Origin of the sequence: Serratia sp. LS-1, from assembly GCF_003719595.1 — a bacterium.
Classification (GTDB): domain Bacteria; phylum Pseudomonadota; class Gammaproteobacteria; order Enterobacterales; family Enterobacteriaceae; genus Serratia; species Serratia ureilytica.
The window spans coordinates 5106846-5129267 of sequence record NZ_CP033504.1 but is presented as its reverse complement, the minus strand read 5'-3'; the positions used below and the strand labels follow the sequence as shown (position 1 = coordinate 5129267).

At 60.8% G+C, this 22422-nt stretch carries 21 protein-coding genes; 9 read left to right on the top strand and 12 right to left on the bottom strand.

Features of this window, described 5'->3' with window-relative positions:
• Positions 1-19 precede the first annotated feature (19 nt).
• Positions 20-709 carry a tRNA/rRNA methyltransferase gene (locus tag EDY99_RS24445; RefSeq protein WP_046688215.1) on the bottom strand — a complete coding sequence of 230 codons (690 nt, stop codon included), beginning with the start codon at positions 707-709 and terminating at the stop codon, positions 20-22.
• A gap of 629 nt (positions 710-1338) precedes the next feature.
• Between EDY99_RS24445 and arcA the strand changes: the two genes are divergently transcribed.
• Entirely contained in the window at positions 1339-2055 is a 717-nt protein-coding gene (gene arcA, locus EDY99_RS24440) for a two-component system response regulator ArcA (RefSeq protein ID WP_004933003.1), read from the top strand.
• Positions 2056-2106: 51 nt separating this feature from the next.
• Here arcA and creA read toward each other — a convergent pair whose 3' ends face one another.
• Entirely contained in the window at positions 2107-2586 is a 480-nt protein-coding gene (gene creA / locus EDY99_RS24435; protein WP_033641809.1) for a protein CreA, read from the bottom strand.
• Between the two features lie 342 nt (positions 2587-2928).
• On the opposite strand from creA, the gene robA reads away from it, so the two are divergent.
• Positions 2929-3798 (top strand): MDR efflux pump AcrAB transcriptional activator RobA, encoded by an 870-nt coding sequence (robA, locus tag EDY99_RS24430; protein WP_033641808.1) that lies wholly within the window; start codon positions 2929-2931, stop codon positions 3796-3798.
• Here the strand turns inward: robA and gpmB are convergent.
• A complete protein-coding gene (gene gpmB / locus EDY99_RS24425; protein WP_025305227.1) occupies positions 3795-4442 on the bottom strand; it encodes a 2,3-diphosphoglycerate-dependent phosphoglycerate mutase GpmB in 648 nt (215 codons plus the stop codon). The two genes, robA and gpmB, sit on opposite strands and share 4 nt — an antisense overlap.
• Before the next feature lie 101 nt (positions 4443-4543).
• Here gpmB and yjjX point away from each other — a divergent pair, with 101 nt between their 5' ends.
• A complete protein-coding gene (yjjX, locus tag EDY99_RS24420) occupies positions 4544-5062 on the top strand; it encodes an inosine/xanthosine triphosphatase (RefSeq protein ID WP_033641807.1) in 519 nt (172 codons plus the stop codon).
• An 11-nt stretch (positions 5063-5073) separates the two neighbouring features.
• Here yjjX and trpR read toward each other — a convergent pair whose 3' ends face one another.
• Positions 5074-5403 carry a trp operon repressor gene (gene trpR / locus EDY99_RS24415; RefSeq protein WP_016929152.1) on the bottom strand — a complete coding sequence of 110 codons (330 nt, stop codon included), beginning with the start codon at positions 5401-5403 and terminating at the stop codon, positions 5074-5076.
• A gap of 54 nt (positions 5404-5457) precedes the next feature.
• Positions 5458-7386 carry a murein transglycosylase gene (gene sltY / locus EDY99_RS24410; protein ID WP_033641806.1) on the bottom strand — a complete coding sequence of 643 codons (1929 nt, stop codon included), beginning with the start codon at positions 7384-7386 and terminating at the stop codon, positions 5458-5460.
• Between the two features lie 632 nt (positions 7387-8018).
• Between sltY and EDY99_RS24405 the strand changes: the two genes are divergently transcribed.
• The 4 genes from EDY99_RS24405 (at position 8019) to ettA (ending at position 12220) form a co-directional block, all read left to right on the top strand.
• Positions 8019-8630: a YfiR family protein gene (locus tag EDY99_RS24405; RefSeq protein ID WP_033641805.1), complete on the top strand. Its 612-nt coding sequence runs from the start codon at positions 8019-8021 to the stop codon at positions 8628-8630.
• On the top strand, positions 8627-9874 hold the full coding sequence (locus EDY99_RS24400) for a diguanylate cyclase domain-containing protein (RefSeq protein WP_033651699.1): 1248 nt from the start codon (positions 8627-8629) through the stop codon (positions 9872-9874). Before EDY99_RS24405 ends, EDY99_RS24400 begins: the two co-directional genes overlap by 4 nt.
• 38 nt (positions 9875-9912) lie before the next feature.
• The gene (locus tag EDY99_RS24395) at positions 9913-10410 is read left to right on the top strand and encodes an OmpA family protein (protein WP_033641803.1); all 498 of its coding nucleotides are present in this window, start codon (positions 9913-9915) and stop codon (positions 10408-10410) included.
• A gap of 142 nt (positions 10411-10552) precedes the next feature.
• Positions 10553-12220, top strand: a complete 1668-nt coding sequence (ettA, locus tag EDY99_RS24390) for an energy-dependent translational throttle protein EttA (protein ID WP_025159620.1) — start codon at positions 10553-10555, stop codon at positions 12218-12220.
• Positions 12221-12250: 30 nt separating this feature from the next.
• Here the strand turns inward: ettA and EDY99_RS24385 are convergent, their stop codons facing one another.
• Together EDY99_RS24385 and EDY99_RS24380 are read right to left on the bottom strand one after the other, a co-directional pair.
• A complete protein-coding gene (locus EDY99_RS24385) occupies positions 12251-13156 on the bottom strand; it encodes an AraC family transcriptional regulator (RefSeq protein ID WP_033651700.1) in 906 nt (301 codons plus the stop codon).
• Between the two features lie 107 nt (positions 13157-13263).
• Positions 13264-14175 carry a LysR family transcriptional regulator gene (locus EDY99_RS24380; RefSeq protein WP_123062151.1) on the bottom strand — a complete coding sequence of 304 codons (912 nt, stop codon included), beginning with the start codon at positions 14173-14175 and terminating at the stop codon, positions 13264-13266.
• Between the two features lie 97 nt (positions 14176-14272).
• On the opposite strand from EDY99_RS24380, the gene EDY99_RS24375 reads away from it, so the two are divergent.
• Positions 14273-15274 (top strand): zinc-binding alcohol dehydrogenase family protein, encoded by a 1002-nt coding sequence (locus EDY99_RS24375; protein WP_033641800.1) that lies wholly within the window; start codon positions 14273-14275, stop codon positions 15272-15274.
• Between the two features lie 31 nt (positions 15275-15305).
• Here the strand turns inward: EDY99_RS24375 and EDY99_RS24370 are convergent, their stop codons facing one another.
• The 4 genes from EDY99_RS24370 to serB form a co-directional block, all read right to left on the bottom strand.
• Complete coding sequence (locus EDY99_RS24370) at positions 15306-16739, bottom strand: glycosyltransferase family 39 protein (protein WP_123062150.1); 1434 nt, start codon at positions 16737-16739, stop codon at positions 15306-15308.
• A 133-nt stretch (positions 16740-16872) separates the two neighbouring features.
• Positions 16873-18147 (bottom strand): multifunctional transcriptional regulator/nicotinamide-nucleotide adenylyltransferase/ribosylnicotinamide kinase NadR, encoded by a 1275-nt coding sequence (nadR, locus tag EDY99_RS24365; RefSeq protein ID WP_033641798.1) that lies wholly within the window; start codon positions 18145-18147, stop codon positions 16873-16875.
• A gap of 58 nt (positions 18148-18205) precedes the next feature.
• Complete coding sequence (radA, locus tag EDY99_RS24360; protein ID WP_004933048.1) at positions 18206-19591, bottom strand: DNA repair protein RadA; 1386 nt, start codon at positions 19589-19591, stop codon at positions 18206-18208.
• Between the two features lie 19 nt (positions 19592-19610).
• On the bottom strand, positions 19611-20588 hold the full coding sequence (gene serB, locus EDY99_RS24355; protein WP_042783658.1) for a phosphoserine phosphatase: 978 nt from the start codon (positions 20586-20588) through the stop codon (positions 19611-19613).
• A 110-nt stretch (positions 20589-20698) separates the two neighbouring features.
• Between serB and EDY99_RS24350 the strand changes: the two genes are divergently transcribed.
• The gene (locus EDY99_RS24350) at positions 20699-21373 is read left to right on the top strand and encodes a YtjB family periplasmic protein (RefSeq protein WP_033651703.1); all 675 of its coding nucleotides are present in this window, start codon (positions 20699-20701) and stop codon (positions 21371-21373) included.
• Positions 21374-21542: 169 nt separating this feature from the next.
• Here EDY99_RS24350 and deoD read toward each other — a convergent pair whose 3' ends face one another.
• Positions 21543-22274, bottom strand: a complete 732-nt coding sequence (gene deoD, locus EDY99_RS24345) for a purine-nucleoside phosphorylase (RefSeq protein ID WP_004933059.1) — start codon at positions 22272-22274, stop codon at positions 21543-21545.
• Between the last annotated feature and the right edge of the window lie 148 nt (positions 22275-22422).

The following is a 22422-nucleotide window of genomic DNA, read 5'->3' as shown; positions in this document are numbered from 1 at the left end:
CCGCCTGCTGGAGCCGCTATCACTTGGCGAGTTTTTTTTCGATGTCGTGCAGCAGCGTATGCAGCATCGCCGTATCTCGCTGCGGCAACGCACCGAGGCGCTGGTGCAGCCAGTCGCGCAATTTTTGGTCATCGCCGACCTCCAGGGCATCCAACAAAGCATCGGCGCGGTGGCGCAACGCCCTGAGTTGCCCTTCAGGCGCCGCAGCCTCCTGCGGCGCGGCGTTGACGCCCATCAGGCTCGCCAACTGGTAGCAGTACACCATCACCGCCTGGCCCAGATTGAGCGACGGATAATCCGCCTGCATCGGCACGCCGGTCAGCAAATCCGCCAGCGCCAGCTCTTCGTTGGTCAGGCCGGAATCCTCGCGGCCGAATACCAGCGCGGCCTGGCCGACCCACTGCTTACGCTCACTCAGCTGTTCCAGCAGCTCAGGCGGCGTGCAGTAGTAGTGAAAACGCGCGCGACTGCGGGCGGTGGTGGCGACGGTAAAATCCACATCCGCCAGCGCCTGTTCCAGCGTGGCGAACGTTTGCACGCCGTCGAGGATCTCGCCGGCCCCATGTGCCACCCAGCGCGCCGCCGGCTGCAGATGCGCCTCGCTGTCGACGATGCGCAACGAAGCGAAACCCATGGTTTTCATCGCGCGCGCCGCCGCGCCGACGTTTTCCGGCCGCGCCGGAGCCACTAGAACAATATGAAGCTGCATCACTCTTCCACCGAAGGCGGGCCTGCGTTTTTGACGATAGCGCAGCGCCCGCATGTATTTACAATTGCGTAACAATAAACGCGTTAATAGCAACAAACAAGATTAAACGGCTCGTTGAGCTAATAAACCTGTCGTAATAGTCATTATTCATGCTTATGTTTTACTGCATTTATTTATCAATGAGTTAAAACAACGCAATGATCAATAAGCGAATAATTGTATCCTATCGGGCCGGATAATGCTGAATCGTTCACAGAATTTGAGGTTCTGTGACTTAAACTGGCATTTCTGTAAGTGTTTTTCACAAATCTGTTAACGTGCTACAATTGAATTTGATATATGTCAACAAAGCGTAGTTTTGTTGGGTGATGAATTCGGCACGCGCTGTTATATTGCTGTTAATGGGGTTAGGATATGCGCCGTTTTGGCACCCAAGGGGTTGTAGGGAACGGCATCCCCACCAGGCTAGCGATCTTGTTGACATGAGATGGAAAGTGCATCAAGAACGAGTTTACGTACTTTAGTCATTTGCTGAGAGGGAACGTGGCGCTATCTCTGCCCTCCTCTAAGAAAACAGAGACTTCTGTACTTCCTATTTTCTATTTTGTTGGCAATTTTAGGTAGCAAATATGCAGACCCCGCACATTCTGATTGTCGAAGACGAGTTAGTCACTCGTAACACCCTGAAGAGCATTTTCGAGGCGGAAGGCTACATTGTTCATGAAGCCAATGATGGTGCAGAGATGCACAATATCCTGTCTGAAAATGATATCAATCTGGTCATCATGGACATCAATCTGCCAGGCAAAAACGGCCTGCTGTTGGCGCGCGAACTGCGTGAACAGGCCAGCGTCGCCTTGATGTTCCTGACCGGCCGCGATAACGAGGTGGATAAAATCCTCGGCCTGGAAATCGGCGCCGACGATTACATCACCAAACCGTTCAACCCGCGTGAGCTGACCATCCGCGCGCGCAACCTGCTGTCGCGCACCATGAATCTGGGCAGCCTCGGCGAAGAGCGCCGCCTGGTCGAGAGCTACAAGTTCAACGGGTGGGAGCTGGACATCAACAGCCGCTCTTTGATCAGCCCGGCCGGCGAACAGTACAAGCTGCCGCGCAGCGAATTCCGCGCCATGCTGCACTTCTGCGAAAACCCGGGCAAGATCCAGTCCCGCGGCGAACTGCTGAAGAAGATGACCGGCCGCGAGCTGAAACCGCATGACCGCACCGTGGACGTCACCATCCGTCGCATTCGCAAGCACTTCGAATCGACGCCGGACACGCCGGAAATCATCGCCACCATCCACGGCGAAGGCTACCGCTTCTGCGGCGATCTGGAAGAGTAATTCCAGCCTGCCGTCATGAAAACGGGGTTCAGCATGCTGAACCCCGTTTTTTTATTTTGCCTCAGCCCACGGCATGATCGGCACCGCGCTCAGCGCATTCTTCGGCGAGCCGTCGATCACCTTGTCGGAGTAGCTCAGGTAGATCAGCGAATTGCGTTTGGCGTCGTAGAAGCGCACCACCTGCAGCTTCTTGAACACCAGCGACGTGCGTTTCTGGAACACCACATCGCCTTCCGCCTTGCCGTTTTTGATCTTGTCACTCAGCTCGATAGGCCCGACCTGCTGGCAGGAAATGGCCGCGTCGGCGGTATCTTCCGCCAGGCCCAGCCCGCCTTTGATGCCGCCGGTTTTGGCGCGGCTGATATAACAAGTTACATTTTTAACATCCGGATCGTCGAACGCTTCGACCACGATTTTGTGGTCCGGCCCCAACAATTTAAACACCGTATCAACGGAACCCACTTGCTCCGCCTGTGCGCTTCCCACGGTTGCGCAAACCAAACCGAATAAAAATATCCAGCTTTTTTTCATTTACTTAACTCCGATATAACCTTGCCGCGAAAATGGGCTCGGCGATCACCATTATTTATGTCTAAGCTCACGGAATTGGGTTTTTACGGGTCCGCACCGTCCGTTTTAGCACAGAGCGTGACAAAAATCTTTGAGAGTCGCGGAGGAAAAAAATTGCTATGATGCGGCGTCGTTATTTCTTTGCGCCCACTACGGTGTACCCCAATCCAACTCTGGCGCGGCATGCGCAGCAGAGGCAAAGAGTGCAACCCATAATGGCTCATGGATCGGTCTGATAGCGCAGCACCAGCGTGACGAATCAACAGTTCGGGTTCCTACCCCCAAGCTTTACGAGGAAGTTCTATGGATCAAGCCGGTATCATTCGTGATCTGCTTAGCTGGCTGGAAAGCCATTTGGACCAACCCTTGTCGCTGGATAACGTGGCGGCCAAGGCTGGCTACTCCAAATGGCACCTGCAACGGATGTTCAAAGATATTACCGGTAATGCCATCGGTGCTTACATCCGGGCAAGAAGGCTGTCCAAGGCCGCCGTCGCGCTGCGCCTGACCAGCCGGCCGATTTTGGATATCGCTCTGCAATATCGCTTCGACTCGCAGCAGACCTTCACGCGCGCCTTCAAGAAACAGTTTGCGCAAACGCCGGCGCTGTACCGCCGCGCCGAAGACTGGAACGCGTTCGGCATCTGCCCGCCGATCCGTCTGGGGGCCTTCACTCTGCCGCAGCCCGAGTTCCTCTCGTTGCCGGATAAGCATCTGGTCGGCCTGACCCAAAGCTACTCCTGCACGCTGGAACAGATCACCACCGTGCGCACCGAGCTGCGCTCGCAGTTCTGGCGCCAGTTCCTCGGCGAAGTCGAAACCTTGCCGCCGGTGCTGTACGGGTTGCACCACTCGCGTCCGAGCCAGGAGAAGGACGACGAACAGGAAGTGCTGTACACCACGGCGCTGGAGCCGGATCAGGTGCCTGATAAAGTGCAGGAAGTTCAACCGCTGGTGCTGCCGGGCGGCGAATTTGCAATGTTCAGCTATGAAGGGCCCATCGGAGGCCTGCAGGACTTTATCCTGACGGTCTACGGCACTTGCCTGCCGGAGCTCAAACTGACGCGCCGCAAAGGGCACGACATCGAGCGCTTCTACCCGAAAGGCGAGCGCCGTCCGCATCAGGCGCCTACCGAGATCAAGTGCGATTACCTGATCCCGATTCGACGTTAACGCTGCAGTTCGTCCAACGCGGGCATGTCCAGATGCGTGACATCGCCCGCCGTTTCGACGATCCAGCCGGAAGCCAGCCACGGGCTCTGCTGGTGATCGACGCGCGACAGTGAGCAGTTGCGCAAGCGCAGGCGACGTTCCGCATAGGCCGGCAGCCCGAGCACCGTACTGATCAAACACCCCAACGCGATGCCATGGCTGACGAGCAGCGGCTTGCTGCCCTCCGGCAGCATCAGGCAGCTCTCCAGCGCAGCGCGCATGCGCTCGCCCAGCTCCTCCATGGATTCGCCTTGAGGGATACGGCCGTCAGGAGTACCATCGACCATCTGTTTGCGCCACTGTTCTTCCTGCGGCGTCAAACTGTCGATCAGGCGTTCTTCCAGAACCCCCATGTGCAGCTCACGCAAACGCGGATCGCCAATCACTTCGCAGCCACAGGCTTCGGCGATGATCTGCGCGGTGCGGCGCGTGCGCCCCAGGTCGCTGGTAATGATATGCGTAATGCCTTCTTTGCTGACGCGCCTGGCGACCAGACGGGCCTGGTGTTCCCCCATGGCGGTTAACGGGCTGTCGGACTGACCCTGGATGCGGCGAGCCGCGTTCCATTCCGTTTCGCCGTGGCGAACGAGGTATACCTGTAACATTTTTGTTTTCCGTTATACTGCGTGAAATTTGCGTTTATCCCCGGCCCGGCGGCGCTTTTGCCGCTGCCCGGCGTATCGGCCAGAAGGATATCAAACCCGTTATGTACCATGTTGTCGCTGCAACTACCAACCCGGCAAAGATCAAGGCTATTCAATTGGCCTTCGATGACGTCTTCGGCGCAGGCCAATACCGCATTGAACCCGTCGACGTCGCCAGCGGCGTTTCGCTGCAGCCGATAGGCAATCACGAAACGCGCACCGGTGCGCGTCAACGCGTGATGGAAGCGCGCCAGGTCAGGCCCGAGGCCGATTTTTGGGTCGGCGTGGAAGCCGGGATTGAAGAGAATATGACCTTCGCCTGGATGACCATCGAGAACCCGTCCATCCGCGGCGAATCCCGCTCGGCGAGCCTGATGCTGCCGGAAGTCATCTTACAAGGTATTCGCGAAGGCCGCGAATTGGGCAGCGAAATGGCGACGATCACCGGCAACGCCGAGGTGAAGCGCCAGGGCGGCGCCATCGGCGTCTTCACCGACGGCCGGCTGAGCCGCACCAGCGTTTATCATCAGGCGCTGCTGCTGGCGCTGGTGCCGTTCCACAACGCCATCTATCAGCAATAACGCAGAGTCTGCTAGGGCGCGTCGTGCAGCAGCTGCTGCTCAAGCCACTGTTTCAGCGCGGGTGAAGCCGCTTTCAGGCTGTTAGAACCGCGGGTGATGGTGGCGATCCCCGCGCCCAGTTCATTTTTCAGCTCGCGCTGGCTCATCTCGCCGCGCATCAGTTCCTGAATGATCCGCACCCGGGTGCCCAGCGCGGTGCGCTCGTCCGGCGTCAGCATCAATTGCAACAGCGGTTGATGCAGTTCTTGCGCAAACGAATTCTGCAGCAGCGCGACGAAGCGCAGCCAATCCTCATTGCCTTGTTCTGAAAGAGCGGGGTCGTTTAACGATAATTGCGTCATGGCAGCCACCATACTATTTAACTAGTACAGCAGCATACCATAGGGCCGTCAAAATCAATAACGTCTCTGCCACTCGGCGTCGGTCAGCACCTTGGCTGGCCGGTGCGTCAGATAGCGGTAAAACGCATCGTAAGCCAGCACGTTCTTGACGTAGCCGCGGGTTTCCGAGAACGGAATGCTTTCGATGAACGCTACCGGATCGATCCGCCCCGCGCTGTTGCCCAGCCAGGTGTTCACTCGCGACGGGCCGGCGTTATAAGCGGCGCTCGACAGAATGCGGTTGCGGCCGAACTGCTGATAGACCGACTCCAGATAGCTGGTGCCGATGGTGATGTTGGTCTGCGGATCGAACAATTGGCTCGGCCCGACATAGCCGGGAATATTGTACATCTGCACCGTATGCTGCGCGGTGCGCGGCATGACCTGCATCAGGCCGGAGGCGCCGACCGGCGACTGCGCCTTCGGATTCCAGGCGCTCTCCTGACGCGCGATCGCCATCGCATAGCTGCTGGTGATCCCCTTGTCATCGGTGGCGCGGCGGAACTCCTGCGGCCAGGCGACCGGGAAACGCTCTTCCAGATGATCCCACAGCTTGCCGACGATGGTCGCCTGCACGCTCAGATCGGCCCATTTTTGCTCAAAGGCGTAACGCGCCAGCGCCTCTTGTTCAGGCCGGCTGCGGCTGGCGACATAGGAACCCCACTCGCTGCGGGCCAGGTTGTCCATATTCCAGTACATCAGCTCGCGCACTCGGGCCACTTCCGGCCCGTCGGTCAGCGACGCGCGCGGCTTGGCCGCCACCGCCACCATCACCGGATAGGTTGCGTTCAGCTTCTGCGCCGCCACCATCGGATAGAAGCCGCGTTCGGTCATCAGGTTGCGCAACATCTCCTCGCCTTCGGCGCGTTTGCCTTCGTCCATCAGCTGACTGGCGCGCCAGTAGCGCCACTCATCCTTGTTGCGCGACTCTTCCGGCAAGCGAGCCAGCCAGGTCGCGACGCCCTGCCGATCGCCGTTGCCCAGCGCCATGCGCACCCGACGCTCCAGCAGCGAAGGCGAACGGCTGCGCAGAATCACCTGATCGCGCCACTGCGCCTGTTCATAGGTAGCGTCGCTGCCCATCAGGCGCCAGGCCACCGCCTCTTCCAGCCCCAGCCGCTCCTCGTCGCTCATTTTCTGCAGCCGCGCGAGCGTCGGGATCATCGCCCGCGCGTTTTCCACATCCTGCCGCGCCAGGCGCTCAAAGGCGATGCCGGTGGCGGCACGGGTAAAGTCAGTCGGCCCTACGCTGCGGGCGAAGGCTTCCACGGTGGTCGGATCGTTTTGCAAGCGCACCAGAGCGTTGCCCATGGTTTGATAGTCGGCCGGCAGTTGGCTGTAGAGGTTGCTGACCAGCGAGCTGTTGCCCTCTTTCAGCGCCAGCTTCATGCGCGCCAGAATATCGAGCGGCGTTTGCTTGCCTGCGCCGCGCCAGACGCTGAACAGCCGATCGCAGGCGCTCGGCAGCGTTTTGCCGTTCAGCCACAGCTCGTCGGCGCCGCTCCAGGCCGCCTGCTGGTCGCCGGTAGCCCATTTGGCGTAGTAATAGTTGCAGCGCGCCGCCACCGGTTTGGGCGGCTGTGGGCTGAAGGCCAACAGGGTACGCCAATCTTCGCGCCGCGCCAGTTCATTGACGAAGCGCGGCGCCAGCGATTTCGCCGGCGGCAGCGTCGGGTTGCGTTTGATAAAGTCGTTCACTTCGGAGAACCCCGCCTGACTCAGATCCTGAGTCAGCTCGCGGTATTCCAGATAAGGATAAAGCGGGTAATCGCGCAGCGTCGGCATCAGCTGCGCCACCACGTCCATCTGATTGCCGTCCCACGCCTGCTTGATCTGCTGGTAGCGCTGACGTTGCGCATCCAGAGAATCCGCCAGCGCCGCGCCCGAAAACGCCGTCAGGCACAGCCCCATCGCCAACAGCCGTCGCTTGTCCACCTTGACCATCCTCGCTCTTTCCTCACTGATTGTGCCGCGGGAGCCGCCCAGCTCCCCGGTAACCGCCGCGCCACGGCGCCGCAGAACAAAATAAAACCGGGCGCACGGCCCGGACGCAGATATCTACCATAGACAGCGCAATCGCTCATCCATTCAATACTGTAGAAGAAGAAGTGTATCGCCATGATCGGAGCCAGGTAAAAAACGTTTACTTTGGCTGACAAATCAGGGCGGCGGGATATTATCGCCGGCCGGATTTTTATTAGCCGCAACGGCATTTATTGGAAAAGTAAAATACTTTCTAATTATTAGTTATCACATTATTGCATTTAAGAGATAACGCCGACGTTGCGCAAATCGCCTGACAGCTGGCCAAACGCGCCAACTTTGCAGAAAAGCGGTGGCAAACCCGAGAGGGCATTTTTATACTATCAAAAATAAGTAGGATAATTCCGAGAAAACAGCACATAAAGCGCCCAACGAAGACATCTTATAATACAATCCGCGCCAATTATGGGTAGATAGTGTTCATTAGGCAGTGCGACTGACAGCTTTCAGCAAAACGATTGTCCCTTCAAGCGGGCCGGATTTTTACTTGTCGGGCCACGGCCTGCGGGCGGTGGATCAGGCCGGAATGGCGGGTGAAGATGGCGAGTAATACCGCGATAACGATGCGTTGCGCAAAAAGCCCGGTGCCGGGCTTCCTTGCCGCACGCCTGAATATCGGCCGCCTGTTGCTGATCGTTTTGTTGGCGCTGCTGACGTTGCCCGGGCCTGCGCGCGCCGCCAATGATCCCTATCAACAGCGCACGCACGCCGTGACGACCGTGGTGGTAGGCATCATCAGCTACGCCCGCTGGTCACGTGAACCCAATCCGATCCGGTTGTGCGTGACCGCACCCACCCAGTATGCCGAGGGGCTGTTCGATCCGATCCTGCTCAGCGCGCCGCGTCCGATTAAAACCGAACGCGTGCCGTTCGACAGCCCGACGCTGAGTACCGGCTGCGATGTCATCTATTTAGGGAACATCAACGCCGCGCAGAGACAAAATTTCATGCAGCGCATTTCCGGCAACTCCATTCTCAGCATCAGCGAGAACGATAGCGAATGCTCCGCCGGCAGCGCATTTTGCCTGCAGATCAACGGCGACCAGGCCGGCTTCAAGGTCAACCTGGACGCCCTGGCGCGCAGCGGCGTGCGCGTTCACCCCAACGTGCTGCAGCTGGCGCGCAAACAGGCGCCGCCGCTATGAGGCTGTTGCGTAGAAACCGTTCCGGCAATGCGCGCCCGACGTTGGGCCGGGTGCTGCAGCGGGTGCATCTTGGGCTGGCGTTGATCGCCGTCGGCACCGCCGGCATCTTTCTGACGCTGGTGGCGCTGTTCGCGCTGCGCGCCTATGCCAACCACAACCTGCACCTGATCGCGCGCTCCATCAGCTATACGGTTGAAGCGGCAGTGGTGTTTGGCGATCGCCCCTACATTCGCGAGGCGATGGTGCTGATCGCCGCCAAAGAAGAGGTGTCGGAGGCCAAAATTCTGAACAACGCCGGTGACGTGCTGGTCAGTTGGCATCGTCCCAAAGATGGCCCGCTGCATGGCATGGAGCAGGTTATCGCCCACTGGGCGCTGCCCGAGCCGGTCATCCTGCCTATCTCCCACGAGGGCAAACAGGTCGGCCAGGTCTGGCTGAGCGGCAACGGCGGCAGCCTGTTGCGTTTCCTGTTGCGCGGGCTGGTCGGCATGATCGCCTGCATGGTGCTCAGTACCCTGTGCGCCCTGGTGTTGTCGCGCCGCATGCTGGTCGGCATCGTCAGTTCGTTGGACGACATCGCCAACGTGGCGCATGCGGTGCGGCGAGATCGCACCTTCGGCCTGCGGGTGCCCTCGGCGCCGATCGCCGAGCTGCATGAGCTCAGCAATGATTTCAATGGATTGCTCGATGAACTGGAGGCCTGGCAGGCCCATCTGAAGCAGGAAAACGACTCGCTGGCCCACCGGGCGACGCACGACAGCCTGACCGGCTTGCCGAACCGCGCCTTCTTCGAAGGCCGGCTGAGCCGCGCCCTGGGCGATATCGCGCCGCCGGCGAAATTGGCGGTGCTGTTTATCGACGGCGATCGCTTCAAGGAAGTGAACGACAGTTACGGTCACGCCGCGGGCGATGCGGTGCTGACCACCATTGCCGGACGCATTCGCGCGCAGCTGCGCGAATCCGATCTGGTCGCACGCCTGGGAGGAGATGAATTCGCCGTGCTGCTGGCGCCGGTGCACAGCACGGAAGATGTCTTGCAGATCGCCGACAACATCATCGATTGCATGACGCAACCGGTTATTTTACCGAACGACGAGACGATCATTACCTCTCTGAGTATCGGCATTGCGCTGTACCCTGATCACGCGTCGACGCCTCAGGGTCTTTTGCACGAAGCTGACGATGCGATGTATCAGGCAAAGCATCGTTATAACGGAGGCTGGCGGCTGGCTATACATAAATAAGAGCCCCGGCTATAACACTTGAACTAGGGATTTTGACTATGATACAGCAACTGTTTAAAGGTCGTTTTTCACTGCTGACGATGGCGTTCGTCGCCCTGCTGGCGCTCGCCGGTTGCCAGAGCAAGCCGCAAGGCCTGACGCCCGAGCAGGTTGCGCTGCTGCAATCGCAGGGCTTCAAACTGACCGACAACGGTTGGGAATTCGGCCTGTCGGATAAAGTGCTGTTCGGCAACAACATCGGCAAGCTGAACCCGGAAAGCACCGAGACGGTGCAGAAGATGGGCCGCGCGCTGCTGAGCGTCGGCATCACCAAGTTCCGTCTGGACGGCCATACCGACAACTACGGCGAAGACAGCTATAACGATCAGCTCTCCCTGCGCCGCGCCGATGCGGTCGCCGATCTGCTGGCCAGCGTCGGTATTCCGCGCGCCAACATCGAAACCCGCGGCATGGGCAAGCGCGATCCCGTCGCCGACAACCGCACCTCCAGCGGCCGCGCGGAAAACCGCCGCGTCGCGATCGTCGTCACGCCATAAGCCACCAATATGCGCCTTTATCGGCGCATAAACGGTTATACTTAGCGATCGCTGAGCGATGTCTGGGATCCAAGATCGAAACGGGCTACACTCATGCCGCCAGACATCCTATAAATACTGATATAGAGAGGCTTAGAGCAACGTGGCTCAATACGTCTATACCATGCACCGCGTCGGCAAAGTGGTACCGCCGAAGCGTCATATTTTGAAAAACATCTCCCTGAGCTTCTTCCCTGGGGCAAAAATCGGCGTACTGGGCCTGAACGGCGCCGGTAAGTCCACCCTGCTGCGCATCATGGCCGGCATCGATACCGATATCGAAGGGGAAGCGCGCCCGCAGCCGGGCATCAAGATCGGTTATCTGCCGCAGGAGCCGCAGCTTAACCTCGAACACACCGTGCGTGAGTCGGTGGAAGAAGCGCTGGCGGAAGTGGTCGGCGCGCTGAAACGCCTGGACGAAGTGTACGCGCTGTACGCGGAAGAAGGCGCAGACTTCGACAAGCTGGCCGCGGAACAGGGCCGCCTGGAAGAGATCATTCAGGCGCACGACGGTCACAACCTCAACGCGCAGCTGGAACGCGCCGCCGATGCGCTGCGCCTGCCGGACTGGGACGCCAAAATCGCCCATCTGTCCGGGGGTGAACGCCGCCGCGTCGCGCTGTGCCGCCTGCTGCTCGAAAAGCCGGACATGCTGCTGCTGGACGAACCGACCAACCACCTGGACGCCGAGTCCGTGGCCTGGCTGGAACGCTTCCTGCACGACTTCGAAGGCACCGTCGTGGCGATCACCCACGACCGCTACTTCCTGGATAACGTGGCCGGCTGGATCCTCGAACTGGACCGCGGCGAAGGCATTCCGTGGGAAGGCAACTACTCGTCCTGGCTGGAGCAGAAAGACGCGCGTCTGGCGCAGGAAGCGTCCGCCGAAGCCGCTCGTCGCAAGTCGATCGAGAAAGAGCTGGAGTGGGTGCGCCAGGGCGCCAAAGGCCGCCAGTCCAAAGGCAAGGCCCGTCTGGCCCGCTTTGAAGAGCTGAACAACACCGAATACCAAAAACGTAACGAAACCAACGAACTGTTCATTCCACCTGGCGCGCGCCTGGGCGATAAAGTGGTCGAAGTCAGCAACCTGCGCAAGTCTTACGGCGACCGCCTGCTGATCGACGACCTGTCGTTCTCGGTGCCGAAAGGGGCGATCGTCGGCATCATCGGCCCGAACGGCGCGGGTAAATCCACGCTGTTCCGCATGATGTCCGGTCAGGAGCAGCCTGATTCCGGCAGCATCGTGCTGGGCGATACCGTCAAGCTGGCGTCCGTCGATCAGTTCCGCGACAGCATGGACGGTTCGAAAACCGTGTGGGAAGAAGTCTCCGGCGGGCAGGACATCATGCGCATCGGCAACACCGAGATGCCGAGCCGCGCCTATGTCGGCCGCTTCAACTTCAAGGGCGTCGATCAGGGCAAACGCGTAGGCGAGCTGTCCGGCGGTGAGCGTGGCCGTCTGCACCTGGCCAAGCTGCTGCAGGTTGGCGGCAACGTGCTGCTGCTCGATGAACCGACCAACGACCTGGATATCGAAACCCTGCGCGCGCTGGAAAACGCCCTGCTGGAATTCCCAGGCTGCGCCATGGTGATCTCGCACGACCGTTGGTTCCTCGACCGTATCGCCACCCACATCCTGGACTACCAGGACGAGGGCAAGGTGGAATTCTTCGAAGGCAACTTCACCGAGTACGAAGAGTACAAGAAGCGTACGCTGGGCGCCGATGCGCTCGAGCCGCACCGCATCAAGTACAAAAAGATCGCCAAGTAATCCCCAAGGCGCCGCATGCGGCGCCTTTTTTTATGCCCGCGTCCGGCGATAATCGCGCGGTGAGCACGCCATCACGCGCTTGAAAGCATGGCTGAACGCGCTGTCGGAATCGTACCCCAAACGTTGCGCGATGATGGATACCGGTTCAACGCCGGTACGCAGCGCCCGCGCAGCCAGCAACATGCGCCAACGCGACACATACTCAAGCGGCGCCATTCCCGCCTTCTGCTTGAAGCGCAGCGCCAACGTCGAACGGGAAACGCTCGCCGCATCGGCCAATGACGCCACCGTCCAGCGACGGGCAGGATCGGCGTGTACTGCCTGCATCGCGGCGCCGATGCGCGGATCAAACAAGGCGGGCAGCCAGCCGGAGGCCGCGCCCTCCTCCCCCGTCAGGTAAATCCGCAGCGCCTGGGTCAGCATGATCTGCCCCAGATGATGCGTCATCAGCGCGCTACCCGGCGAAGGCTTTAACAGCTCGTCCGCCAGCCGCTGCAACGCCCATTGCAACACGGCGGCCTCTTCGGTGCCGCCTCGGATCACCATCAACGCCGGCAAACTCCCCAACAACCGCTCCACTTCCTCACCGAAGGTAAAACTCCCGCCGATAAACAGGCAATCCTCCGCCTCGCCGCAGCTCGCCACGCCATTTTTCGCCTGCAGATAAAGTACGTCAGCATCGAGCGCCGGCAGCGACAGATCGCTGCCGACAGTGACCGGCAGGCTGCGGGTCAGCAGCAAGCAGTCGCCGGCCGCCAGCCGCAGCGGTTCGGCCAACCCTTCCGCCGCCAGCCAACAGCCGCCGCGCACCACCGCGTTGAATTTCCCGCTCTGCGGCGCAGGAAAATGAACGGCCCAGTCGCCGCCGGCCTTCAGGCCGCCGAAAAACGCATTCTGGCTGTTCAATGGCGCAAGCACTTCCGATAACGGATCCATACCCTCTCCCCCTAAGCCCCTTTCATGAGCATAGCCCGCGCCATGCTCCAGCCAAAGGTTTTAGGACGATGGCGACAGAAATTAGGCGTCTGCGTCATCTGCCAGGCCTACTCCCGCGTCAGCTCGCGCGCGTAGTCGTCAAACGCCGGGTGCTGCAATACCACATCGATGAAACAGGCCAGCGCCGGGGAATTCAGCTTGCGGCTCGGGTAAACCAGATACAGTTCATTCCCTTCTGCGCGCCAGGCCGGCAACACCTCCACCAACAGCTTCTGCGCCACCACCTCGCGGCTGAGAAACGCCGGCAGCAGCGTGATCCCCGCGCCAGCGATAGCGCATTCGCGCGCATACAGCAGATTGTCGGTGGTGTGCGCCAGCGGCAGCTGCCAGCGGTAATAATCGTCGCCGCAGCGCAGGTTCCAGGCCGTCCAGGCGCGGTGGGCAATGCAGCGATGCTGCTGCAGCTGCTGCGGGTGCTCGATCGGCGAGTGCCGCGCCAGATAGGACGGCGCAGCCAGCAGATAGCGCGGCGCATACCCGAGGCGGCGGCCGATCAGCGAAGAATCCTGCGGCTTGCCGGTGCGCAGCGCGGCGTCGAAGCCTTCCTGCACCAGATCCACCATGGCGTCGGATACCGACACCTCCAGCGATACGTCCGGGTACTGGCGCTGAAAATCCGCCGCCAGCCGCGCCACCAGGGTTGCCCCCAACCCGGCCGGCGTCGAGATGCGCAGGCGGCCGCTCGGGTTGTCGCGCAGCCGCTGCAGCGCCAGATCGGCCCGCTCGGCGGCGGACATCATCGCCTGGCAGTGTTCCAGATAGCGCTCGCCGGCGAAGGTCAGGTTCAGCTGGCGCGTGGTGCGGTTGAGCAAACGCAGCCCCAGCGTCTGTTCGAGCTGGCTGATGCGCTGACTGACGCTGGACTTCGGCAACCCGACACGCTGCGCGGCGGCGGTGAAGCTGCCGCACTCCGCCACCAGCGCGAACAGCGCCATGTCCTGCAGCTGTTTGAACTCCATTGTTCACCTCTGACGAACACTCAGTTAGATATTGTCCATCTTATCACCCCACTGCCGCGGGTCTACACTGGGGACATCATTTGAAAGGAGCACAATCATGTCGATAAAAGCCATTGCCGTAGACCCGCAGAACCCCGCCGGTTTCATCGAAATCTCACCGGAGATGCCGGTGCCCGGCCAGTACGATCTGCTGGTGGAAGTGAAAGCGGCCTCGGTCAACCCGGTGGATACCAAAGTGCACGCCGGTCTGCAGAAAAGCGGCCTGCAGCAGCCGCGCGTCCTCGGCTGGGACGCCAGCGGCGTCGTGCTGGACGTGGGCAGCGGTGTCAGCGGCTTCAAGCCCGGCGATGAAGTGTGGTACGCCGGCGATATCACCCGGCCCGGCAGCAACAGCAGCCACCAACTGATCGACTCTCGCATCGCCGCGCACAAACCGCGCAGCCTGAACTGGGCGGAGTCCGCCGCCATGCCGCTCACCGCCCTCACCGCCTGGGAGGCGCTGTTCGAGCACCTGAACATTCAGGATGCGCCGGAGCACAAGACGCTGCTGATCATCGGCGGCGCCGGCGGGGTCGGCTCGCTGGCCATTCCGCTGGCCGCGCTGCGCAGCAAGGTGAAAGTGATCGCCACCGCGTCCAGGCCGGAATCCGCCGCCTGGTGCCGCGAGCGGGGCGCCGACCTGGTGGTGGACTACCGCGATTTGAAGGGCAACCTGGCGCAACACGGCATCGAGCAGGTGGATTACATCCTCTGTCTGAACGATACCGACGGCCACTGGCCGGCGATGGCCGAACTGATCGCGCCGCTCGGCCATATCTGCACCATCGTCGAGAACGCGCAGCCGTTGGATCAAAACGCGCTGAAGCTGAAAAGCGCCGCGCTGCACTGGGAATTCATGTTCACCCGCAGCATGTTCACCACCCCGGACATCGCGCAGCAAGGCCGGATCCTGCAGCAGGTGGCGCAACTGCTGGACGACGGCAAACTGAGCACCACGCTGAGCGAAACCCTGCACGGGCTGTCGGTAGACACGCTGACCGCCGCGCACCAACAGCTGCTCGGCGGCCATATGCAAGGCAAGCTGGTTATCGCTTACTGAGTTCGCATCGCGGCGGTGCTCTGCGCCGCCGTTACTGCGGGCGAACGAAGCCGACGCACAGCACCTGCTCGTCGCTCTGCGGATCGGCGCGGAAGGTCAGCGTCTGCTGCCAGTCGAGGCGCATCTTCGGCCAGTGGGCCAGTTCGCCGCCGAAGTCGCTGTGTGCGCAGTCTTCACCCAACCGACCGAACAAGGCGACGCCATGCCGCGCAATCTGCGGATAGCTGATGTTGACGTTGTAGATGTTCGGCCGCGTATGATTGGACCAGCGCGTAATGGTTTGCGGCCGGGAACCGGCATACACCGTCATCCACTGCGACAGGTATTCGCCGCCGACATAACGCAGACTGACGCCATACCGCTCCTGCCACAGCTGCTCCACTCCAGCGCTGAACGCCTTGATGCCCACCATTTTCTGACCGGCATTGCGCACGTTGCCCAGCATCACCGCGGCATACCCCAGATAGACCGCCAGCGCCACGCACATCAGCCCAATAGTCGCCGCCCGCAGCGAACGCACCGGCGGCTGACGCACGCAGCCGACCAGCAGCGCGGGGGCCAGCATGAAGAACGGCTGCAGCCACTCGGTCAAGCGGCCGCCGACGTTGAAGGAGAACCAGAAGGTGATGATGCCGAGCGGCAGCAGGTAGATCCACAGCAGCACCCGCATCGGCAAGGCTTTCGGCCAGGCCAGCACCGCCCCGCTGCGGCGCAGGATCCACCACAGCACCAGCGACGGATAGAACACCAGTAGCAGCGACTGCAGCATGTCGAGATTGAGCTGCATCTTGATCTGCGAATCCACCCACTTAAAGGCGGCGAAGTCGTGGTTCCACAGCCAGAATACGTTCGGCAACACCAGCGCCAGCCAGATCGCCACCGCCAGATAGAACTGCGGTTGGCGATAGCTGCGACGGATCTGCGGCACGAACAGCGTCGACAGCGCCGCGAAATAGACGAAGGCGAAGGTCGAATACTTCGCCATCATCGCCAGACCGGCGGCCAACGCGAAGGCCGGCCACCAGTTGGCCGAACGGGAAATCGCCATGTGGAAGAACAGCGCCATCCACGGCCACAGCATCACCAACAGGTAGTTGTCGTTGTAGGGAATGATGTCGAAATTGATGATGCCGGACAGGTTGAGCGTCAGCAGCGCCATCCAGGCCAGCGAAGTGCTGCCGCTCAGGCGTCGCGCCAACAGCCAGACGCCCAACATGCCGATGGCGATGGCGATGAAGTGCCCGCCGTACCAGTAAACGTTCAGCGGCAGCCACGACAGCCAGATCGCCGGCTGCATCGCCGCACCGACCAACCAAGGATTTTTCGGTGAGCCCCACTCGCCGTTGAGGCCCCAATTGAGCGCCTCGACGGCGTCGTAAGGCAGGGTAGGATCGAGATGAACGGTCAGCAGCGTCCAGGCTGCGGCATAGCAGATCAACCAGAGAGCGAGTAAGCGATAAGACATGTCTTCTTCTGAGCGTTATTGTAAAGAAAACCTTAACGTAGTCGCTACCGAATGAACCATGTTTAAACAGGCCTTTAAATGTGCGTCCGTGCGGCCGTTTCTGCCGCGCGATCGCACATTACGCTAATTTTTCTCAGCCTGCGGCGTGGCGCTGGGCGGGCGCATTCGCCAGCCGGCCGGCGTCCGCCGCCAGCAGCTGTTGCACCAGCTCGACACAGCGCAGGAAGCGCTCTTCGTAATCGCTAGACTCAACGTGCACGTACTCGATGTTGTTGGCGCGCAGCATCTCCTCCAGCAGGCGCTGGAACGCCAGGCGATCGGCGGTGCTGCCGAGACTGCGCAGGCCGTCCGCCACCCACGGCGTGTTGTTTTCCAGCAGGATCACCAGATCGAAGCGGTATTCGTCGATCAGCGCCTGCACGAAGGGATGCTCACGCCCTTCGTACTTTTTGCAAAACGCCTGGGTGGTGACGAAATCGGTATCGATAAACGCCACCTTGTTGGCGTACTTGACCGCGAAATCCACGTATTGCGCCTGCCCGAGGGCAATTTTGTCGTAGTCGGAGTACTGCAGCGCCATCTCGTCGCCGCCCAGGTGCGAGAACACGTAATCGCGGCCATATTCCCAGGCGCTGGTGGTGTTGAAGATGTTGGCCAGCTTGTTGACCAGCGTCGATTTGCCGCTCGACTCGCCGCCGAGGATCGCCACGGTGCGCACGAAGAACGGTTTCACCTCGGTCGGGATGTAATCCCAATAACGGAACGGATCCTGACGGATCTGATTGCCGCTGATGTTCATGAACGACCGTTCGGGATCGACCAAAATGGTTTCGATGCCCAGATGCTCGCGGTAGCGCGGCGCATCCTGCGCTTCGCTGGAATAGATGAAGCTCGGCACGATGCCTTTCTGTTCCATAAAGGCCTTCATGCCGTCGCTCCACACGTTCCAGCCGTGCGGGTACGGTTCGATGCCCTGCTCGTCGAACGAGTGGATATGGATGTTTTTCTGGTACTTGAAGGTCTGCAGCAGCCAGCGCAGGCGATCGCTGACCGTCGGCTGTTGCGACATCGAACTGTTCTCGAACAGCTCACGGTCGCGCGGCTCGTCGTGGCACAAGATAACGTGCAGCTCATCCACCTGGCTGCAGGCGCGCTGGATCAGATAGATGTGGCCGGTATGCAGCGGGTAAAATTTACCAAACACCACGCCGACTTTGACCTCTTTGCGCGGGAACTCAAGCCCGAGAAAACGGTGCAGCGCCTCGAGCTTTTGCGCGCTCGGGCTTTTGATCTTGTCGTTCAACAGCTGGCTGAGATAGCCTTTGGTCATGCCGCTGGCATCCGCCACCTGCTGCAACGTGCAGCCCTTTTGCTTGATGGACGTCTTCAGGTAATCAAATTGCGGCATGGCCACCTCCGTTTAATATGCTAAACAAAATAGCATATCTTTCTCGCCGTCGGCGACATTAATAAAACCCTTCCAGCACGTCCAGCGCGTCCGCCAGCTTCTTGACCCCGAACACCTGCATATTGGCCGGCGGCTTTTTCGGCATATTGCCGTGCGGCACGATGGCGCGTTTGAAACCGTGCTTGGCCGCTTCGGCGATCCGCTCCTGGCCGCTCGGCACCGGACGGATCTCACCCGCCAACCCCACTTCGCCGAACACCACCAAATCGTTCGGCAGCGGCCGATCGCGCAGGCTTGAGACCAGCGACATCAGCAGCGCCAGATCGGCGCTGGTCTCGCTGACCTTCACCCCGCCGACCACGTTGACGAACACGTCCTGATCCGACATCTGCAGCCCGCCGTGCCGGTGCAGCACCGCCAGCAGGATCGCCAACCGGTTCTGCTCCAGCCCCACCGCCACGCGGCGCGGGTTGGACATCATCGAATGATCCACCAGCGCCTGGATCTCCACCAGCAGCGGCCGGGTGCCTTCCCACACCACCATCACCGAACTGCCGGAGGTAACTTCGTCGCCGCGGCTGAGGAAGATAGCCGAAGGGTTGCTCACTTCGCGCAGCCCCTGTTCGGTCATGGCGAACACCCCCAGCTCGTTGACCGCGCCGAAGCGGTTCTTGTGGCTGCGCAGGGTGCGGAAGCGGGAATCGGCGTCGCCGTCCAGCAGCACCGAACAGTCGATGCAGTGTTCCAGCACTTTCGGCCCGGCCAGCGAGCCGTCTTTGGTGACGTGGCCGACCATCACGATCGCCACGCCGCGCGTCTTGGCGAAGCGCGTCAGATAGGCGGCGGTTTCCCGCACCTGCGCCACGCTGCCCGGCGAAGACTGAATGTCCGCCATGTGCATCACCTGAATCGAGTCGATCACCATCAGCTTCGGCTGTTCCTGCTCGGCGATCAGGCAGATCTGCTCGATGCTGGTTTCCGACAGCATGTTCAGGCCGCCGGTCGGCAGCCCCAGACGGTGGGCGCGCATCGCCACCTGCTGCAGCGATTCCTCGCCGGTGACGTACAGGGTTTTCATCTGTTCGGACAGTTTGCACAGCACCTGCAGCAACAGGGTGCTCTTGCCGGCGCCGGGGTTGCCGCCGATCAGAATCGCGCTGCCGGGCACCACGCCGCCGCCCAGCACGCGATCGAACTCGAGAAAGCCGGTGGTGAAGCGCGGCAGCGCCTCAAGGCTGATTTCCGACAGCTTCTGCACTTTGCTGACGCCGGCGTCGCCGGCATAGCCGCTGAGGCGATCGTTGCGCGCCGCAGCGGGCGACGCGGCCAAACGCACTTCCGTGATGGTGTTCCAGGCATGGCAGGCGCTGCACTGCCCCTGCCAACGCGGATAGTCCGCCCCGCACTCATTGCACACAAATGCCCGTTTTGCCGCTTTTGCCACGTCTTACCTCAATCTTTCGTTATCGCACTTCGTGTTTCAGGCTGCCGGTGAGAATACACAGCACGCCCATCAAATCCGCATGCCGGATCGCCACCTGCGCTTTTTCATACACTTTCGGTTTGGCGTGGTAGGCGATGCCCAGCCCCGCCGCCTGCATCATTTTCAAATCGTTGGCGCCGTCGCCGATGGCCACGGTCTGCGCCAGCGGGATCTCCAGCTTCTCCGCCAGCCGCAGCAGCGTATCGGCTTTGAACTGCGCGTCCACCACCGGCCCCAGCACTTCGCCGGTCAGCTTGCCGTCGCGGATCTCCAGCTCGTTGGCCGCCGCCGCCACCAGCCGCAGCCGGTTGCGCAGGTATTCGGCGTAGTAGGTGAAGCCGCCGGAGGCGATCGCCACATGCCAGCCCATCGCCTGCAGCTTGCCCACCAGGCTGGTCAGCCCCGGCATCAGCGGCAGCTCGTCGCGCACCTGCTTAAGGATGTTGGCGTCGGCCCCTTTCAGCGTACCGACGCGCTGGCGCAGGCTGGCGGTAAAGTCCAGCTCGCCGCGCATCGCGCGTTCGGTCACTTCCGCCACCTGCTCGCCGACGCCCGCCAGCTTGGCGATCTCATCGATGCACTCGATCTCGATCGCCGTTGAATCCATGTCCATCACCAGCAGCCCCGGCGTGCGCAGGTGCGGGATTTTGCCGAGCGGCGCCACATCCAGCCCGCTCTCCGCCGCCAGCAGCTTGGCGCGCGGCGTCAAGGTGCCCGCCAGCCGCACCACCTGATAGTCGTCCACGCCCCAGGCGGTGACGATCACCATCGCCGCGCCCAGCTTGCGTTGGAATTGGGTAATGCGCGCCTTGTCCAGCGCCCTGCCATATAACAGCCACCCGGTATTGCCCGCCCGGTAGTCCAGCGGCATCACTTCGTCGCCGCTGAGCGAAAGGGGAAGACCCGGCCATTGAGAGATCTCCGCCGGAAGATCGCAATAGGTCAGACTGTTTGACATCATTGACTCCTGAATGGACAAAAACGCTGCATGATAAAACGACGCATCAAGCTATCCTATCGCCAGCGGTTCTGGCAACATAAAGTGTCCCCGATGCCCAAGGAACCTGCATGGCTCGCGCTAAACTGAAATTTCGCCTGCACCGCACCGCTATTATCCTGATTTGCCTGGCTTTGCTGGTGCTGCTGATGCAGGGCGCCTCTTATTTTAGCCTGAGTCACCAAATGGCGCGATCCGAGCAGGTGGAAGAGCTGGCGCAGACGCTGACCAAACAGGTCGCCTACAGCCTGGCGCCGCTGCTGGACGACGACGGCAACAATCCGCGCATCGACGCCATCCTCAAGCAGCTCACCGATCACAGCCGCATTCTCGACGTCAGCGTGTATCAGCTGGACGGCACGCTGGTCTCCCACGCCGGGGAACAGATAAGTATACGCGATCGCCTGTCGCTCGACGGCAAACGCGCCGGCAGCTACTTCAACCACCAGTTGGTCGAATCCATTCAGGGCAAAGACGGCCCGATCGGCTTTATCCGCATCACCCTCGACACCCACGTACTGGCGACCGAATCCAAGCAGGTGGACAACACCACCAACCTGCTGCGCCTGATGATCCTGCTGGCGCTGGCGATCGGCATCATTCTGGCGCGTACCCTGCTGCAACACCGCCGCAGCCGCTGGCAGCAGTCGCCCTACCTGTTGACCGCCAACACACCACTGGAAGAAGGCAATACGGTGGAAGACGATGCGCCGGAGAAAAAACAGGAAGCGCCTAAGCAGGGGTAATTCAGGCCAAGCGTTGAATGCGTTCGTGCCGTTTTCTTGTCCTTTCGGTGAATAGATTGTCCGTAACAACGGGATCCACATCCAATTGAAAGGTAAAGCGTTAGCCAAAAACGGCCATGCGGAGTGAATGGATTGACGGGCGGGCGCCATGACGACGCCCGCCGCGGTATTACGCTTTGTCGCCCAGCAGCACGGATTCCAGCGCGATAACGATCATTTCGTTAAAGGTGGTCTGGCGTTCCGCCGCCGTGGTCGCTTCGTGACGCAGGATGTGGTCGGACACGGTGCAGATGGTCAGCGCCTTACAGCCGAACTCTTCGTACAGCTCCGCCGCCACGCCGTAGATGCCGGCCGCTTCCATTTCCACGCCCAGGATGCCGTACTTCTTCATCACCTGGAACATATCCGGATCCGGGGTGTAGAACAGATCGGCGGAGAAGATGTTGCCCACGCGCGCCGGGATGCCCTGCGCCGCCGCCGCGTCGACCGCGTTGCGCACCATGTCGAAGTCGGCGATCGCCGCGTAGTCGTTGTCCTTGAAGCGCAGACGGTTCACCTTGGAGTCGGTGCACGCGCCCATGCCGATCACCACGTCGCGCAGTTTGATATCGTCACGCACCGCGCCGCAGGACCCCACGCGAATGATCTTCTTCACGCCGAATTCGGCGATCAGCTCGCGCGCGTAGATGGAGCAGGACGGAATGCCCATGCCGTGGCCCATTACGGAGATGCGGCGGCCTTTGTAGGTGCCGGTGAAGCCCAACATGCCGCGCACGTTGTTCACTTCCACCGCGCCTTCCAGGAAGGTTTCGGCGATGTATTTTGCGCGCAGCGGGTCGCCCGGCATCAGTACTACGTCAGCGAAATCACCCATCTCAGCATTAATGTGCGGCGTAGCCATAATTTTCTTCCTTTAGAAATCTTATTTAATAGAAACGTCAAACATCCAAGCCTTGAATGTCGAGTTGCAGCCAGGCAGCTGGCGGGGGAATCCCCAGGAGCTTACTTGAGTAAGCGACTGGGGTTCACGCGTGAAGCTAACAACGCTG